Annotated in this window: 18 protein-coding genes; 9 read left to right on the forward strand and 9 right to left on the reverse strand. The window is 43.4% G+C overall.

Features of this window, described 5'->3' with window-relative positions:
* Positions 1 to 19: 19 nt before the first annotated feature.
* Positions 20 to 1,009 (forward strand): glycine--tRNA ligase subunit alpha, encoded by a 990-nt coding sequence (glyQ, locus tag E0H88_RS01910; protein WP_131272903.1) that lies wholly within the window; start codon positions 20 to 22, stop codon positions 1,007 to 1,009.
* Positions 1,009 to 3,078 (forward strand): glycine--tRNA ligase subunit beta, encoded by a 2,070-nt coding sequence (gene glyS / locus E0H88_RS01915; RefSeq protein WP_131272905.1) that lies wholly within the window; start codon positions 1,009 to 1,011, stop codon positions 3,076 to 3,078. Before glyQ ends, glyS begins: the two co-directional genes overlap by 1 nt.
* Positions 3,079 to 3,104: 26 nt before the next feature.
* Here glyS and E0H88_RS01920 read toward each other — a convergent pair whose 3' ends face one another.
* A complete protein-coding gene (locus E0H88_RS01920) occupies positions 3,105 to 4,055 on the reverse strand; it encodes a hypothetical protein (RefSeq protein WP_131272907.1) in 951 nt (316 codons plus the stop codon).
* A 111-nt stretch (positions 4,056 to 4,166) separates the two neighbouring features.
* On the opposite strand from E0H88_RS01920, the gene E0H88_RS01925 reads away from it, so the two are divergent.
* The 3 genes from E0H88_RS01925 (at position 4,167) to E0H88_RS01935 (ending at position 5,889) form a co-directional block, all read left to right on the forward strand.
* Complete coding sequence (locus E0H88_RS01925) at positions 4,167 to 4,556, forward strand: hypothetical protein (protein ID WP_131272909.1); 390 nt, start codon at positions 4,167 to 4,169, stop codon at positions 4,554 to 4,556.
* A gap of 370 nt (positions 4,557 to 4,926) precedes the next feature.
* The gene (locus tag E0H88_RS01930) at positions 4,927 to 5,262 is read left to right on the forward strand and encodes a hypothetical protein (protein ID WP_131272911.1); all 336 of its coding nucleotides are present in this window, start codon (positions 4,927 to 4,929) and stop codon (positions 5,260 to 5,262) included.
* Positions 5,263 to 5,457: 195 nt separating this feature from the next.
* Complete coding sequence (locus tag E0H88_RS01935; protein WP_092819117.1) at positions 5,458 to 5,889, forward strand: hypothetical protein; 432 nt, start codon at positions 5,458 to 5,460, stop codon at positions 5,887 to 5,889.
* A 121-nt stretch (positions 5,890 to 6,010) separates the two neighbouring features.
* Here E0H88_RS01935 and E0H88_RS01940 read toward each other — a convergent pair whose 3' ends face one another.
* The 3 genes from E0H88_RS01940 to E0H88_RS01950 form a co-directional block, all read right to left on the reverse strand.
* Positions 6,011 to 6,964 carry a 2-hydroxyacid dehydrogenase gene (locus tag E0H88_RS01940; RefSeq protein ID WP_131272913.1) on the reverse strand — a complete coding sequence of 318 codons (954 nt, stop codon included), beginning with the start codon at positions 6,962 to 6,964 and terminating at the stop codon, positions 6,011 to 6,013.
* 112 nt (positions 6,965 to 7,076) lie between these two features.
* Positions 7,077 to 7,274: a hypothetical protein gene (locus E0H88_RS01945; protein WP_131272915.1), complete on the reverse strand. Its 198-nt coding sequence runs from the start codon at positions 7,272 to 7,274 to the stop codon at positions 7,077 to 7,079.
* Between the two features lie 144 nt (positions 7,275 to 7,418).
* Entirely contained in the window at positions 7,419 to 8,699 is a 1,281-nt protein-coding gene (locus E0H88_RS01950; RefSeq protein ID WP_131272916.1) for a hypothetical protein, read from the reverse strand.
* A gap of 120 nt (positions 8,700 to 8,819) precedes the next feature.
* On the opposite strand from E0H88_RS01950, the gene E0H88_RS01955 reads away from it, so the two are divergent.
* Complete coding sequence (locus E0H88_RS01955) at positions 8,820 to 9,602, forward strand: class I SAM-dependent methyltransferase (protein WP_131272917.1); 783 nt, start codon at positions 8,820 to 8,822, stop codon at positions 9,600 to 9,602.
* A gap of 11 nt (positions 9,603 to 9,613) precedes the next feature.
* A complete protein-coding gene (locus E0H88_RS01960) occupies positions 9,614 to 10,228 on the forward strand; it encodes a hypothetical protein (RefSeq protein WP_131272919.1) in 615 nt (204 codons plus the stop codon).
* Positions 10,229 to 10,308: 80 nt separating this feature from the next.
* Here E0H88_RS01960 and E0H88_RS01965 read toward each other — a convergent pair whose 3' ends face one another.
* The 3 genes from E0H88_RS01965 to E0H88_RS01975 all read right to left on the reverse strand — a co-directional run bounded on the left by E0H88_RS01965 (position 10,309) and on the right by E0H88_RS01975 (position 12,687).
* Positions 10,309 to 10,719 (reverse strand): GFA family protein, encoded by a 411-nt coding sequence (locus E0H88_RS01965; protein WP_131272921.1) that lies wholly within the window; start codon positions 10,717 to 10,719, stop codon positions 10,309 to 10,311.
* Between the two features lie 83 nt (positions 10,720 to 10,802).
* Positions 10,803 to 12,005 carry a TIGR03862 family flavoprotein gene (locus tag E0H88_RS01970; protein WP_131272923.1) on the reverse strand — a complete coding sequence of 401 codons (1,203 nt, stop codon included), beginning with the start codon at positions 12,003 to 12,005 and terminating at the stop codon, positions 10,803 to 10,805.
* 7 nt (positions 12,006 to 12,012) lie between these two features.
* Positions 12,013 to 12,687 (reverse strand): class I SAM-dependent methyltransferase, encoded by a 675-nt coding sequence (locus tag E0H88_RS01975; protein WP_171458657.1) that lies wholly within the window; start codon positions 12,685 to 12,687, stop codon positions 12,013 to 12,015.
* A gap of 83 nt (positions 12,688 to 12,770) precedes the next feature.
* Between E0H88_RS01975 and E0H88_RS01980 the strand changes: the two genes are divergently transcribed.
* Both E0H88_RS01980 and E0H88_RS15840 read left to right on the forward strand, forming a co-directional pair.
* Positions 12,771 to 12,956: a DNA gyrase inhibitor YacG gene (locus tag E0H88_RS01980; RefSeq protein ID WP_086195257.1), complete on the forward strand. Its 186-nt coding sequence runs from the start codon at positions 12,771 to 12,773 to the stop codon at positions 12,954 to 12,956.
* 598 nt (positions 12,957 to 13,554) lie between these two features.
* Entirely contained in the window at positions 13,555 to 13,740 is a 186-nt protein-coding gene (locus E0H88_RS15840; protein ID WP_165493262.1) for a hypothetical protein, read from the forward strand.
* A gap of 42 nt (positions 13,741 to 13,782) precedes the next feature.
* On the opposite strand, the gene E0H88_RS01990 is transcribed toward E0H88_RS15840, so the two are convergent.
* Both E0H88_RS01990 and hemH read right to left on the reverse strand, forming a co-directional pair.
* Positions 13,783 to 14,427, reverse strand: a complete 645-nt coding sequence (locus tag E0H88_RS01990) for an MBL fold metallo-hydrolase (protein WP_131272927.1) — start codon at positions 14,425 to 14,427, stop codon at positions 13,783 to 13,785.
* Between the two features lie 21 nt (positions 14,428 to 14,448).
* Positions 14,449 to 15,462 (reverse strand): ferrochelatase, encoded by a 1,014-nt coding sequence (gene hemH, locus E0H88_RS01995; RefSeq protein WP_131272929.1) that lies wholly within the window; start codon positions 15,460 to 15,462, stop codon positions 14,449 to 14,451.
* Between the last annotated feature and the right edge of the window lie 54 nt (positions 15,463 to 15,516).

Raw genomic sequence — 15,516 nt, forward strand, 5'->3', positions numbered from 1 at the left:
TAATTTTAATGGATGCTACATGAGTCGCGCCATATCGCATATTGATACATTTCAAGGCTTAATTCTTGCCTTACAAAACTACTGGGCTGAACAAGGTTGTGTGGTGTTACAACCTTACGATATGGAAATGGGGGCAGGGACATTCCACACTGCCACTTTCCTGCGTGCTTTAGGGCCAGAAACATGGAACGCGGCTTACGTACAACCTTCACGTCGTCCGAAAGATGGCCGTTATGGTGAAAACCCGAACCGTTTGCAACATTACTACCAGTTCCAGGTGGTGCTTAAACCCAACCCAGACAATATCCAGCAGCTTTACCTTGACTCGCTAAAAGCCATTGGTATTGATACCCTGACCCACGACATCCGTTTCGTGGAAGACAACTGGGAATCGCCAACACTTGGCGCTTGGGGCTTAGGTTGGGAAGTTTGGCTGAACGGTATGGAAGTGACCCAGTTCACTTACTTCCAGCAAGTCGGTGGTGTGGAATGCTATCCGGTGACTGGTGAAATTACTTACGGTCTGGAACGTCTGGCGATGTACCTGCAAGGTGTAGACTCGGTGTACGATCTGGTCTGGACCAAAGGTCAGTTCGGTACGGTCACTTATGGCGACGTATTCCATCAAAACGAAGTAGAGCAATCCACTTACAACTTTGAATATGCCCCGGTCGACAAACTGTTTGAACTGTTCGACTTCTACGAAGCTGAAGCAACCCGCTTAATGGAAGCAGAACTGCCATTGCCTGCCTATGAACAGGTGGTCAAGGCATCGCATAGCTTTAACCTGCTGGATGCCCGTGGTGCGATTTCAGTCACTGAACGTCAGCGTTATATTTTGCGTGTCCGTACTTTGGCACGCTCAATTGCAACAAGCTATGTTGCAGCACGTGCGAAACTGGGTTTCCCGATGGCGGAACCGCATCTACGTGATGAAGTATTGGCGCAGTTAAAAGCACAAGTTGAAGCAGAAGCAGCTCAAGCAGAAAAAGTGGCGGAGAACAAATAATGTCTAAACATACTGTTTTATTTGAACTTGGCTGTGAAGAACTTCCACCAAAAAGCTTAAAAAAATTACGTGATGCCCTTCAGGCCGAAACCGAAAAAGGCTTAAAAGATGCTGGTCTTGCATTTGATGCAATTGAAGCCTATGCAGCACCACGCCGCCTCGCATTGAAAATTGTCAATGTTGAAGGCGCCCAAGCCGATACACAAAAACGTTTTGATGGCCCTGCGAAACAAGCCGCTTTTGATGCGGAAGGCAAACCAACCAAAGCTTTGGAAGGCTTTATGCGTGGTCAGGGCATCACGGTTGATCAAGTTTCGACTTTCCAGGCCGGTAAAGTTGAAAAAGTGTGCTATTTAAAAGATGTCAAAGGCCAAAGCCTGGACGTACTTTTACCGCAAATTTTACAAAATGCGTTGGACAACCTGCCAATCGCAAAACGCATGCGTTCTGCGGCCAGCCGTACCGAATTCGTGCGTCCGGTAAAATGGGTCGTGTTGCTTAAAGACAACGATGTGATTGATGCAAGCATTCAGGATCACAAGGCAGGCAACGTGACTTATGGGCACCGTTTCCATTCGCCTGAAGCCATTACGCTGAACCATGCTGATGAATACTTGGCGAAGTTAAAAGCTGCTCACGTGGTTGCGTCTTTTGAAGAGCGTCAAGCCATCATCGACCAGCAAGTAAAAGCTCTGGCTGATGAAGTCAATGCGATTGCCATTGTCCCAAGTGACCTTCGTGACGAAGTGACTGCACTGGTGGAATGGCCTGTTGCGTTACGTGCAAGCTTCGAAGAACGCTTCCTAGCAGTTCCTCAAGAAGCGCTTATCACCACCATGCAGGACAACCAAAAGTACTTCTGTTTGGTCAATAGCGACAATAAACTTCAACCGTACTTCATTACGGTGTCAAACATTGAGTCGAAAGACCCTACACAAATTATTGAAGGTAACGAGAAAGTTGTTCGTCCACGTCTTTCTGATGCTGAATTCTTCTTCTTGCAAGATCAAAAGCAACCGCTTGCATCTCGTAAAGAGAAACTTGCCAACATGGTATTCCAGGCTGAGCTTGGCACACTGTGGGACAAATCGACACGTATTGCGAAGTTGGCTGTAGCATTAGCGCCGATCACTGGTGCAAACCCTGCTGATGCTGAAAAAGCTGCCCTACTTGCGAAATGCGACTTAACCTCTGAGCTAGTGGGTGAATTCCCTGAACTTCAAGGTATTGCAGGTACTTACTATGCACGCATTGAAGGCGAAAATGATGAAGTTGCGGAAGCATTAGGCGAGCAATACTTACCTAAATTTGCCGGTGATGTTTTACCAAAAACCAAAACCGGGACAACGATTGCTCTTGCCGACCGTTTGGATACCTTGACCGGTATTTTCGGTATTGGTCAAGCGCCGACAGGTTCGAAAGACCCGTTTGCACTGCGTCGTTCTGCGATTGGTATTTTGCGTCTAGTGACTGAAAACGAGCTTGATGTGTCAATTGAAGACCTGATCAAACTTGCTTTAGCTGCCTATGGCGATGTATTGAAAGATCACGACAAGACTTTGGCGGACGCTGTTGCATTCCTGGAAGGTCGTTACCGTGCCAAATACGAAGACCAAGGCGTTGCTGTTGACGTGATTCAAGCGGTTCAAGCGTTATCACCAAAATCTCCGCTTGATTTTGACAAGCGTGTCAATGCGGTCAATCACTTCCGTGACTTGCCTGAAGCGGCTGCACTTGCTGCTGCCAACAAGCGTGTTGCCAACATTCTAGCTAAAGAAGCAGAGCCGACTGGTGCTGTGGTTGAAGCGAACCTAGTGGAAGATGCCGAGAAAGCATTGTTTGCTGAACTTGCGAAAATTACGCCTGTGGTTGAGCCGTTATTTGCTGCCAAAGACTACACAGCTGCGTTGTCTGCTTTAGCTGCCCTGCGTGCGCCTGTAGATGCGTTCTTTGATGGCGTGATGGTGATGGCAGATGATGCTAACCTAAAAGCAAACCGTTTACGTATGCTTGCTCAGTTACGTGGCTTGTTTACCAAAGTGGCTGATATTTCAGTGTTGCAGCATTAAGTTCTGATTAATTCAAAAAACCCGCTTTAGAGCGGGTTTTTTATTTCATATTTTTCATCAATTTCAGCCATTAGGCTTTTGAAATAGTCATTTTTTTCATCAAGATAAAAATTATATATACGTGCCGCCTGATCATCATTCTCTAGCAGTGATTTTCTCATTAACTCAATTGCGACTAGATAATCTTCAATTTCATTAAACCAATATTCGTTCTGTAATAATCTATTTTCGAGAGACTTTTTCAAGTCAACATATTGCTCTTGGATATGATTTAGAGCCGTATAAGCAAAGAGCTTATTCTGCTCATCATAAATACTATGAATTTTTTCATACCAATAAGAAATCGGCAGCAAGTCAACTAATTTTTCATTTTCAAATTTCTTTTTAACTTCATTTTCCATAACAATTATTTCTTTATTTAGTCTTTTCAACAGAACTATTACTTCATCTAGTTGCTTCTTAAGTAATTTATGAATAGAAATTTCTTCATAAACAGTATGTTCTGCCTTTTTTGAATATCTCAATAAGTCAAAACCTAATTTATTAATAGTGATACGAGAAATAAAATTGTTAAATTCATTCTTTTCTTTCTCGCTTCTTCCTCCTTCATTATTTAGAACTGTATGACCAATCGAAGCATTCCTAACCTTACGGATCTTTTTTAGCTCACTAGTTGTTTCCCACTGAACTTCGAATACTTCATATAGATGCTTCAAACTATCTTGTTGAAGAATAAAACATTGCAAAATTCCATAGCAATAAATGTATTTCAGCCCTGTTTCTTTAGGGAAATCTGTTTGCAAATAATCCTTAAAGGCTATGAAAGTATCTCCTAATACATCTAAAGCACTACATAGCATCCACCACTTGTGCTTATTATTTAATAATGTGTAATGAAGAACTCCACGATTAATATGATCACGCAGCTGATCTTCTAAATTTTCTATTTGATCTAAAGAGTCTAGTAGGTGATCCATATTTATATCTATAGGAATATAGTATTGTTTAAAAATTAGTTTTTAGATCATAGGCAATTTCATCTGAATTTCATATACTCAAACTAACAACACTCAACAAGAAAGAATCACATGAAACTTAAAATGCTTATTTTGACTGGTCTTGCGAGTATTGCTGTTACGGCGTGTACCACTGCTCCCACTATTCCCACACTTGAAACAGGTGTCCTACAAGAAGTTCAGAATCTGGAAGTCTATCCAAACACCATCGACAACAAAGCCAAACTAACCAAATTTACCAACAAATGCATGATCGAATTTACCGGCAACCTGCCAGCGGGAAAAGCCATAGAACACTGGTCATTTAAGGGCAATACCCTCATCACGGGCAGCTCGACCGTGTTTGCTACAGATGGTACAAGTACAGCCACTAACTTTGACCTGAATGATGCTGCAGTGCAAAAAAACTTCCTTGCGCTACGCCATTATTTTCATAAAGATGCTTTAGCACAATGTAACTAATGCCTGACTCATACACCCAGAATCACCGATTCTATATGGATTCGGTGATTCTTCTTCCCCTTCAATAAAAAGTTCCTCATTCGCTTCAATTCCATTCAACTACCGCTCATCTTTATTTATTCTAAAATGTTACATATCAATACTTTGTATCCAGGCCAAATTATGTTTTTTGAAAAAAATTTTTAAATTCAAAAACTAAAAAAGAATAACCAAAAATCACATTCACATATTTGTCCAGATTGTTAATTCGCTGTTGCTAAAACGTTGGAATTTATTCTTAAATTCAAAATTTAGAAATTGGACCGATTAAGATAGTGATCTTATAACTCGGTAAACACTCGAGTTTTATCATGCAAGGATAAATCGAGCTATGAAAACAATCAGAACAATGTTGATTAGCACTGCACTTTTAGCTTGTACTCCCCTTTTCGCCAACCCAACCCCCAACGCAGCTTCAGAGCTAAAAGCAAAAGACAGTGAGCAAAATACTGCTGATAAAGCGGAAAATGTTAATAAAGAGATGAATCAAACTCAAACTGCGGACGAAAACTTTGTCAGTAAAAATTCACAACACAGCACGGATAGCAACGGTTCACACCCGAGCAATATGGACATTAACGGTAAAACGCATGCAGAGCTGGGCATCTATTCAGGAAGAATATATTCAGGATTTACGATTAAAACGCCGAATCAGTATGAAGAATAAATTCATCTCTCAGATCTCGTGAAAAAAGCTCATGTCAATGGGCTTTTTTCTTGCCTCATGAATCCCGGATTGATCTTAAATGTAATAAATCTGTATTAATTTCGCCACATTTCACGTTTTCTCCTCAATTCATTCTTAAAATAAAATCAAATAGAACAGATTAAACGCATTGCCAAAACAGGAATAAAACCCACAATGAAAATGATGAAAACGGTATTAGTGACCAGTGCAATTTTGCTCTCTACTCCACTTTGGGCTCAAACAGGCACAGCCACTCCTGACAGCACTTCAGAGCACAACCAGTCTGCACCCTACGGAGACAACCCTAATATCTTTAAAGTGCTCGGTCATAAGGCACAGCAGAAGGTTCAGAACACGGTGGAAAAGGTGGATACTGCTGCGCAAAAAGGGATCGCCAAGGTAAAACCAAAGGTAGAACATGCGTGGGAAGAAACCAAAGACTTTGCCACTGAAAAATCGGCCATTGCCAAAGAAAAGTCACAACACGCAGCAGCCACGGTCAATCATAAAATAAATGAAACCAAGGATAATATTATTGGCAGTCCAAATGATCAGCCCGCACCGATTATTTCTCACCCGCTAAGCGAATCTTCAACCAATAATTAATTTGCAGCTGCATATGACTGGCTGCTCAAGTACAAGTGGCATAGGTAAAACCAAGCCCAATTTATAAATCAAGCTGACTATAAGCAATCAGCCTCTCATAGAGAGGCTTTTTTAATACAGATTAATTGACCTGTCGAATCGGCTGTCCTGCTTTAAAAGCCTGCACGTTCTGCTGCATCTGCTGCACAATCCGTTGCCGTGCATCCACACTGCCCCATGCACTGTGCGGAGTAATAATCAGGTTGGGAATGTCATCGGCCAAAAGTACATTTCCGTCTTTAGGCGGTTCCACCGTAAGCACATCGGTGGCAGCACCGGCAATTTTGCCCTGGCGTAAGGCTTCGGCAAGGGCGGCTTCATCAACGATTCCACCACGTGCACAGTTAATTAGAAATGCGCTCGGTTTCATGGCATCGAAGGCGTGGGCATCAATTAAATTGTGGGTGTCTTCAGTTAAAGGACAATGCAGGCTCAGGAAATCGACTTGGGGCAATAAATCTGCAAAAGGAATTCGACTGGCATCAGCTGGACGGTTCGGCAATGACCCGACCAAGACCTTCATGCCAAAAGCATCCGCCAGCTTCGCCACAGCCTGTCCCAGTTCACCATAACCGACAATACCCAGCGTTTTGCCGGAAAGTTCGATAATCGGGAAATCCAGCAGACAGAATTGTGAAGCCTTGTTCCACTCGCCTTGCTTTACGGCACGGTCGTATTTGAGTAATGAGGTTGCCAAAGCCAGCATCAAGCTTAACGTATGCTGAGCCACTGCGGCAGTGCCATAACCCTGACAGTTGCACACCACAATGCCCTGCTTACGTGCCTGAACCAGATCAATATTATTGGTGCCGGTTGCGGAAATTAAAATCAGTTTGAGATTGGGACATTGCTGCATGGTCGCTGCATCGACCACGACTTTATTACTGATAATGACCTCTGCCTCCTGCACTCGCTCGAGGAGCTGTGCCGGAGTCGTCGCTGGAAAAAGTGTCAGCTCATCAAATACAGTTTCAAGCTGACTGAAATCCAGATCATTTTTATCCAGCGATTCATAATCTAAAAATACGGCTTTCATGCTGCTTTCCTTGGCTGAGTTTGATGAATATCTAAAAATTATTGCCCAGACATTAAAAGCCAGTTTTACATTCTTTTTCAACCAAATTTAGAGATTAAAAATACAAAACCCACTATTTGGTGGGTTTGTTGATATGCAGTTGAATTGACTTGCGGATTGCATAGAACACATAGATTGCCAGAACAAACACAACAAGCATGCCCCCGCCCATAATGATATAAGTCGGATATAGACTGTGTGCAAAAGTATAGGAAGGTATGGATATAGAGATGAGGGTTAAAAGTACAGCCGGTATAAAATCACGTTTCATCCTTAAGCACCCGTTATTTGTTTATTGTTTAATTTTGAGTCATGAGAACTTGCCTTACCGCTCTATCTTAGACCGATTTAAAGATAAAGCAAGTGATCAAAATTAAAACAAATCGGGCATATGCTCAACCCTGAATCTGTTAGGTTATAGGGCAGATACCGGTTCAGGCTGGGTCACAAATTGCGCCGTTTGCGGAGTATCTTCCAAGAACTCATGACTGCCATATTCGTTATTGCTCAAGTTTAAATGCTTATAACTGAGCAGATAAAAATCACTATATTTTTTAATGACCAAGGGATGCATACCGGCTGTTAAGGCGTCCTGTTCCCTGAACAGTTTCATCACCTGCCGGTCATTCATGGCCACAATATAACGCTCATCATTCAATGCAATTTGTACCAATCCACTGCCTTTGGCAAAGATCGGAATCAGAAATTTATGGTTCAGGGCAATGGCGCTGGCGGCATAGCTTTCAATCTTCTGGCTAATCACATTAAATACCAGTCCATGACCAAAACAGTCCAGTAACTGGCTACGACTTTCCTGTGGCAAATTGACCTGTATGCCCAGTTTCAGTAAATCTTGCTGACTGACCTGTTTATTGCGCAGCAATTCTCTGAGTAAATTGTTTTTGAGCTTGGCATCAAAAAACTGGCTGTCCAGCTGCAAATCATTATTGACCAGAATGGAACCCAAGGCATTGCGGTGCCGGGGCAACAGATTTTCAATGACTTTGCGATAGTAAAACTTGCTGTTCTTTTTCACCTGACGGATTTTGCGGTAAAAATAGATGGCATCAAACTTGTGCAGCAAAAAGTCACGCAACAATTCCGAGCTGGCCAGAACCGCAATGGCATCATGTCCGGTGAAAGGTAAATTCAGGGTCTGAATTTTTGGCAGCACCTGTTCCAGTTTTAAATAATGCGCACGGTCTTCCGGACAATAAGGATCATAGACCACAATATATTCACGTTCAGCTGCAACATCCTGTGGCTGAATGTGCATATTGGCATTCTGTTCAGGATCAAAGAACATGTTGTAGCGCGGGTCTTCGACATCTTCAGGATTGATGGAATACTGCGGCACCAGAGCCACCACGCGTTTTAAATCCAGCAGGTTGGAATACTTGATGACCGCATATCCGCCCATGGAACCGCCATAGCCAATACGGTTTTTAAACGGCGCAATCAGTTCCTGAATCTGGGCAAACATCTCGCGCATTGAACTTTCAGGAAACCAGGACTTTTGCTTGGGCATGATGCCAATTACGTTAAAGTCATATTTATGCAGGGATTTTTCGGCATTAATCGACAGTCCTTTGGCCCGGGTAATTAAATCGCCAAAAGAGAAAATCAGTTCATCCGATGAGCCTTTAAGAAAGATTGCACGAATTTGTTCGTCTTCAAAAATAATGTGTTTATCCATTTCCACACCGAAGCAAATCGGCCCTTTATCAGATTCAATACTACAAATAGACACCTTGCCTATTTACGAAAAGCGACTATGTTATTTTATAGATGCCATGAAGATTAAAAAGCGCAAAATATGACACAATCACTTCATCCTGCTGCTCAAAAAGGCTTCAGTTCTGCTGCTGAACTTTATCAACAAGTACGGCCGAGTTATCCACAAGACATCGTCCATTGGCTACGTGATCAGCTCCAACTGGATGAACAGTCGCAGGTGGTTGATCTGGGTGCGGGTACTGGCAAATTCTTACCTTATTTAAAACAGCTGACCTCACACATCATTGCCATTGAGCCAATTCAGGCCATGCTGGCACAATTGCAACATGCCTATCCCGACATTCAAACGCTGCAGGCATCGAGTGAATCTCTGCCGTTAACGGCACATAGTATAGATGCTGTGATCTGCGCACAATCCTTTCACTGGTTTGCCAATCTTGAATCATTAAGGCAAATTCATCAAGCGCTCAAACCGTCCGGGCATCTGGCACTGATCTGGAATCAGCGCGATGTTCAGGTCGACTGGGTCAAAGCGCTGGCAGACCGCATTCAACCGCTGGAGGGCAATACGCCACGTTATCACAGCGGCCAATGGAAAAAGGTTTTTGAACAGCAAGCGCTGTTTCAGTTAGCAAATACCGAAACGTTTCAGCAGCAGCATGTTGGCACTGTGGAACAGGTGGTGTCCAAACGCCTGCTCTCTACCAGTTTTATTGCCGCCATGTCCGCACAAGAACAGCAGCAGTTAAAAGCTGAATTTGAACAGATCGTTTTAGAGTATACAGGCAAGCATCCCCAGGATGAAATTGCATTTCCCTATGTAACTTATGCCTATGACTTTAAAAAAATTGATCAGAAATAAAGGAACCCATCATGATAAAATTTCAACTCAAACACTGTGGTCTTCCTGTTTTACTGTACTCAAGTGTACTGATGAGTGCCTGTGATCGTAAGCCAGATACCGTATCTCAAGGTGACAAGATTCAGCTTGAAGATAAGGTCATGCAGGAACTGATTACCGAACCGGTAAAAGAATTTAAAAAAACGCCAGAAGATCAACATGATATTGCCTTACTGACCGACTTCGACCAGCGTTTCAGCCAAATGAGTGACGAGATGGAAGATGAACTGGTCAAAATGGAGGATCAGGGTACACTGACGGATGAATTTGCCTATAACCGTAAACGTGACAATATTTACTCGGCTTTAACCATGCTCAAAGAACTGGATTTGAAAACCGAGCAAGGGCGTTATATTCAAGGGCTGATGGCAGAATACTGGCAGAATCAGGCCAAATTCTATGATGAAAACAAAGAAAAAACAGCAGAGCCGATTAAAAATTCAGCAAATCAAACCAAAGGCTTGGGTGAATTTTTACATGCCCAGGAACAGCTGGAACACTGGCAATCCCAATATCCGGACATGAATCAGGCCCAAGCAAAAAAAGCTGAGGCAGCCAAATCCGAAACCACTGAATCTGGCTACTAAAATTGCGGGCATAAAAAAGGGATCCGGTGATCCCTTGATCTTTTAATCCCTTAATCTTTTAACCGCAGGTTTCAGCATGACTAAGGTCGTTCATTATATTGTGGCAGGTCATCACAGATGCTATCCCACTCGGCCTTGGACGCCACAAAAATATGTTGCGTTGGCTTTTGCTGCAGCGGTGTATCCAGCGTACCGATTCTCAGGCGATACAAATCAGGCGTATCGGTTTTTATGCTGATAATGGGCGAGCCACAATCGCTACAGAAACAGCGCTGCGTGGTTTCGCTGGACTGAAACTTTTTCAGTAAATGTTCACCTTGCACAATGTGAAAATCGGCTTTTTTCACCGGGGCATTGGTAGCAAAGGCGCTGCCATTGGCCTTACGGCAACGCTGGCAATGGCATTGTACGATGTCGCCAATTTCGCCCCGAATTTCATAGCGCAAACCGCCACACAAACAACTTCCTGTATATTGCTTTTGTTCAGACATAACTGCTGCATTTTTTATCAAGATTGAGTATGCAACTTAGCATGCTTTAAATAGCAGTTCAAAACCGGCCGCATGATCCACTGTTATTTTTGTGCAACCAGATAGGCATGTACACCATCGCCTGCAGCACGACCTGTCGCAAAACAGGCGGTAAGCAAATAGCCTCCAGTCGGTGCATCCCAGTCCAGCATTTCGCCACAACAAAACACATGCGGATTGGACTTCAATTGCAACTGTTCCGATAGAACATCGCGTTTTACCCCACCCGCACAGCTAATCGCTTCTTCGATCGGACGGAATCCCGCTAAAACAACAGGCAAATGCTTGATCTGCTGGGCTAAAGCCAGCGGATCGTTCCATACGTCTTTTTTAACCAGTTCACGCACTAAATTGGCCTTGGCTACATCCAGTCCCGCCTTACGCCAGACATTACTTAGTGACTGCTTTTTACTTGGTTGTAATTTTTTCGCCAATTGCTCCATGCTTTGCTCGGGGATTAAATCTAGATACAGCTGCATGGTCTGGCCCTGTTTGAGCTGCTGACGCAGTGCACGCCCTTGCTTATAGATCAGCCCGCTTTCCAGGCCATAATGGGTAATCACAATATCCCCCATGCTTTTAGCCTGATCATCCACCCAAGCTTCCACACGTTTTAAAGGCTGGCCAAATACCGGCTGCATAAACTTGGACCAGGTACGCTCCACCCCGGCATTACTGGCCTGAAAGGCTTCAATGTCCTGCGCGGGCAACCATTGCTGCCAGGCACCGTCACTGCCCAGTTGAGACCAAGATACCGCGCCACAAGCCATAATGATGGCATCAAAACCCTGTTCGCTTTCTTGCTGGGTGGTTAAATCCCGGATACACAATTGCTGAGCCTTTAAATTCAACACCTGATGGCGATAATGAAATATCACCCCCTGTTCAGCCAGACGTTTCAACCAGGCACGCAGTAAAGGTGCGGCCTTCATTTCAACCGGAAACACCCGTCCTGAGGAGCCGATATAGGATTCAATCCCCAAACCCTTCATCCATTGCTGAATCCAGTGGGCATCCCATTTTTTTACCCAAGGCGCCAGCCATTCTGCCTGGTCATAACGCTGAATAAATTGCTCAATCGGCTCGGCATGGGAAATATTCAGCCCGGTTTTACCTGCCATCAAAAACTTGCGTGCGGCAGATGGCTTTTGTTCATAGACATGAATCTCATAGCCATCTTGGCTCAAGACTTCTGCAGCCATTAACCCTGCGGGACCTGCCCCAATAATTGCAACACGCTTTTTCATAAACCACTCATTCAGCGTTTTTAATATCAGTTTCTGAAGTTACGGCTTGAACCGGATTTTGGCCTTGCAAAGGCAGGAAATGATCAAAGCGCGTAGTGTAGCCTTCCGGCTTGCTGATGATTAGTTGTTGACACAACTCCCCGCGTTCCAGATACTTAATTTCAAAATGGGTACGCGCCGATGTGCCTGGAATCACTTCTTTGACAAAAGGCAATTTCCAGACTTCAATCAACTGCTGCTGTGCTTCTGCAATATATTCAGGAATGTTGCTGGCCAAAGTGACGGTACCACCCGGCTGTAAGCGTGACAGCAGAAATTCAAAAAATGGCATGTTTAACCAGCGCTGTGCCGGATTATGCGGTTCAGGATTTGGATAGAGAATAAAAAACTGCTGCACTTGAGCAGGCAATAATGCATGCACAATCCACGGCATGGCATCAGCATGAATCACCTGTAAATTCTTTTGTCCTTCCAGAGCATGCTGTTTTTGCATGGCCAGATATTTTTCACGTGTGCGCTCAATGGCAATCAATTTTTTTTCAGGATTTTGAGCTGAAAACAGCAAGGCATGTTTACCTTTACCGGCACCAATTTCCACACAAACTGGATCTGGGCGAATCATTTGAAAATCACGAGGCGCATGCATACGCTGTGCTTGAAATTGACGAATTGGCATAATCAGATCAAACTAACAAAAATCCGCTCAAGTCTAGCAAGAGCGACTGTATTTGCCTAATTGAATCCTTATTTTTTTCGGAGAATAACATGCCGCGTACTTTTCCGTGTCCACGCTGTGGCAAACCATCCACTTGGGAAGGCAATGAATTTCGTCCTTTTTGTTCAGAACGTTGCAAAATGATTGATCTGGGAGCCTGGGCCAGTGATGAATATAAACTGCCGACTCAGGATGCACCGCAAGCAGATAATAGTGGCGAACAAGATGAATTTTAATCGTCTTGCGTGATCCGCAGGAAAACTCGTCTAAAGGTGGATAAAATGGATTGATCCACCTTAGTCAAATGGATTGGAAAGCATGTTCTTATATTCTAAAACCAAAAGAATAATACAAAAAATCAGAAGGATACCAATCGCCGTGATGAGTAAATCCTGACTATAAATCCCCAAACCCAAACATGCCAACATGAGAATAGTAAATATAAACAGGGCTATTTTTATCAATAGTCACTTCACAATTCATCCCTCAAAATAATAAACTATAAATCACGTGATACAAGTCAGCCTTTTATAGAGAAATGTTCATGTGCCTATAAATTTGTTTCTTATTTTCTTCATTACGTAATTCAAATTTACCCACAAAAACAACTTAAAAACAGTTTTTTACAACTGTTAAATTCATATCGTTTACCGATAAAAAGAATAACCTGTACTCACTTTTTAAACTATAATCCTTCTACAAGAATAGCAATAAAATTTTTCTTAATTGAACACTTAAAACTAAACTTAAAAACAGTACAGTTGGGCTATAACAGCCTCATCACGATAAAAACGAACAACAATAAATTTTAAAAGCTATAAAAAGGAGAGCCCCATGGGTCTTTGGTGCTTAAAAATTCTATTTTTTCTGTTTGTCAGCTTCAGTGTTGTGGGGCTGATTTTTGGAATTTATACCCATGATGGCATTATTATTGCGATTGGCATTTTATTCATACTAGCAGCCATTATCATTGCACTGGAATTAAAACAGCTACGCAGTGGACCCTTTCACCGAGATTGATGCAATAATTCATCAATCTCGTACAGGAAAAACAAAAAAGAATTAACCCGCTTTACCTGCTACGAAGGGATTATGCTGTTTTTCAAAACCAATGGTACTTAATGGACCATGACCGGAAATAAATTGCGTTTCATCCGGCAAACTAAAACATTCACGTTGAATGGAATCAAGCAGCTGCTGATGATTGCCGCGCGGGAAATCGGTCCGTCCAATAGACCCTTTAAACAGTACATCGCCTGTCCATAACAGGCCATAGTTTTTGTTATAGAACATCACATGACCCGGCGTATGACCCGGAGCAAAACGGACTTCGAATTGCTCTTGTCCCAGTTTTAAGACTTCTCCACCTTCAAGCCATTGAGTCACCTCTACCTTTTCAGGAACAGGAAAACCATAACGTTGTGATACTTCCTGAATCATGTCGAGCCAGAAGGCATCTTCCTTGTGCGGACCAATTACCGGCACATTCCAGACCTTGCTTAAAGCACCTACCGCACCGGCATGATCCAGATGCCCATGGGTCAACCATAAGGCTGTTACTTTCAGCCCCAAAGCTTCCACCTCGGCTTGTAGTTTTTCCGCTTCACCGCCTGCATCAATCAAAATGGCTTCTTTAGATTCAGCATCCCAAACAATTGAACAGTTTTGCTGAAATGCCGTGACTGGCACAATTTTGACTTGCAGCATGATAATGAAACCTCAGAGAAATTAGTAAGCGAATGTTTGCTTTAATCCATCAAGATTAGCCCGAAGCAGTGTGCTGAGCAAGGCGATATGATCTGGACGACAATTTAATGCCGGAATGTAGGCATATTCTCCACCACCTGCCGACTGGAATATTTCAGCATTTTGCAGCGCTAACTCTTCCAGAGTCTCCAGACAGTCTGCAGAAAAGGCTGGACTCATGACCTGAACCGATTTCACCCCTTGCTTGCCCCATTCTTCCAGCAAGGCATCGGTATAAGGTTTTACCCACTCCTGTTTTCCAAAACGCGACTGGAAACTGATGGCCCATTGCTCCCCGGATAAGCCCAATGCATCGGCCAATAATTGTGCCGTGACACGGCAGCGTTCTGCATAAGGATCGCCTTTATCTGCATAAGGCTGAGGGATGCCGTGGAATGACATCAACAGTTTTTCTGGCTGGCCATGTACGGCCTGATAGTCCCGGACACTTTGTGCTAGCGCCTGAATAAATGCAGGATGCTGATAATAATCGCGAATAATGGACAGACCGGGCAAATTGCGCTGCGTCAAAATCCATTTTGCCAGGGCATCATATAAAGGTGCTGTTGAGGTGGCTGAATACTGTGGAAATAAAGGCAATAAAATAATGTGATCTGGAATATCCTGTGACAAGCGATTCAAGGCAGAATCAATTCCTGGATTGCCATAAGTCATGGCAGGAATGATATTGAGTTCAAATTCAGGATATTGTCCGGTCAATGCTTTCTTTACTTCAATGACTTGATTCAATAGCACTTCACGCATGGGAGAATCTTGCTGCCACACCATTTCATAGGCATGGGCCACACGCTTGGGACGAAAAGGCAAGATAAACAGCCGTAAAATGATTTGCCAGACCGGTTTCGGGATTTCAATGACACGCTGATCGGACAGAAACTGCTTCAAAAACCGACGAACTGCAGGGACCGTGGGTTGGTCCGGCGTACCCAAATTGGCCAAAATAATCGTGACTTTCGTTTTAGGTGCAGAAGACATCAAACCCTTTTCCAATAGAAATGAACTGCTTTACTTTAACAGCTTTCTGCACTT

The organism is Acinetobacter sp. ANC 4216 (assembly GCF_004331195.1).
Lineage (GTDB): Bacteria > Pseudomonadota > Gammaproteobacteria > Pseudomonadales > Moraxellaceae > Acinetobacter > Acinetobacter kookii.

Excerpts from the sequence above, each read along its gene's own strand:
- glyQ (WP_131272903.1), top strand. The coding sequence starts at position 20 with ATGAGTCGCGCCATATCGCATATTGATACATTTCAAGGCTTAATTCTT.
- E0H88_RS01940 (WP_131272913.1), bottom strand. The coding sequence starts at position 6,964 with ATGAAAGCCGTATTTTTAGATTATGAATCGCTGGATAAAAATGATCTG.
- E0H88_RS01945 (WP_131272915.1), bottom strand. The coding sequence starts at position 7,274 with ATGAAACGTGATTTTATACCGGCTGTACTTTTAACCCTCATCTCTATA.
- E0H88_RS01965 (WP_131272921.1), bottom strand. The coding sequence starts at position 10,719 with ATGTCTGAACAAAAGCAATATACAGGAAGTTGTTTGTGTGGCGGTTTG.
- E0H88_RS15840 (WP_165493262.1), top strand. The coding sequence starts at position 13,555 with ATGGGTCTTTGGTGCTTAAAAATTCTATTTTTTCTGTTTGTCAGCTTC.
- E0H88_RS01990 (WP_131272927.1), bottom strand. The coding sequence starts at position 14,427 with ATGCTGCAAGTCAAAATTGTGCCAGTCACGGCATTTCAGCAAAACTGT.
- E0H88_RS01970 (WP_131272923.1), bottom strand. The coding sequence starts at position 12,005 with ATGAAAAAGCGTGTTGCAATTATTGGGGCAGGTCCCGCAGGGTTAATG.
- E0H88_RS01960 (WP_131272919.1), top strand. The coding sequence starts at position 9,614 with ATGATAAAATTTCAACTCAAACACTGTGGTCTTCCTGTTTTACTGTAC.
- E0H88_RS01930 (WP_131272911.1), top strand. The coding sequence starts at position 4,927 with ATGAAAACAATCAGAACAATGTTGATTAGCACTGCACTTTTAGCTTGT.
- E0H88_RS01980 (WP_086195257.1), top strand. The coding sequence starts at position 12,771 with ATGCCGCGTACTTTTCCGTGTCCACGCTGTGGCAAACCATCCACTTGG.
- hemH (WP_131272929.1), bottom strand. The coding sequence starts at position 15,462 with ATGTCTTCTGCACCTAAAACGAAAGTCACGATTATTTTGGCCAATTTG.
- E0H88_RS01955 (WP_131272917.1), top strand. The coding sequence starts at position 8,820 with ATGACACAATCACTTCATCCTGCTGCTCAAAAAGGCTTCAGTTCTGCT.
- E0H88_RS01935 (WP_092819117.1), top strand. The coding sequence starts at position 5,458 with ATGAAAATGATGAAAACGGTATTAGTGACCAGTGCAATTTTGCTCTCT.
- E0H88_RS01950 (WP_131272916.1), bottom strand. The coding sequence starts at position 8,699 with ATGGATAAACACATTATTTTTGAAGACGAACAAATTCGTGCAATCTTT.
- glyS (WP_131272905.1), top strand. The coding sequence starts at position 1,009 with ATGTCTAAACATACTGTTTTATTTGAACTTGGCTGTGAAGAACTTCCA.
- E0H88_RS01925 (WP_131272909.1), top strand. The coding sequence starts at position 4,167 with ATGAAACTTAAAATGCTTATTTTGACTGGTCTTGCGAGTATTGCTGTT.
- E0H88_RS01920 (WP_131272907.1), bottom strand. The coding sequence starts at position 4,055 with ATGGATCACCTACTAGACTCTTTAGATCAAATAGAAAATTTAGAAGAT.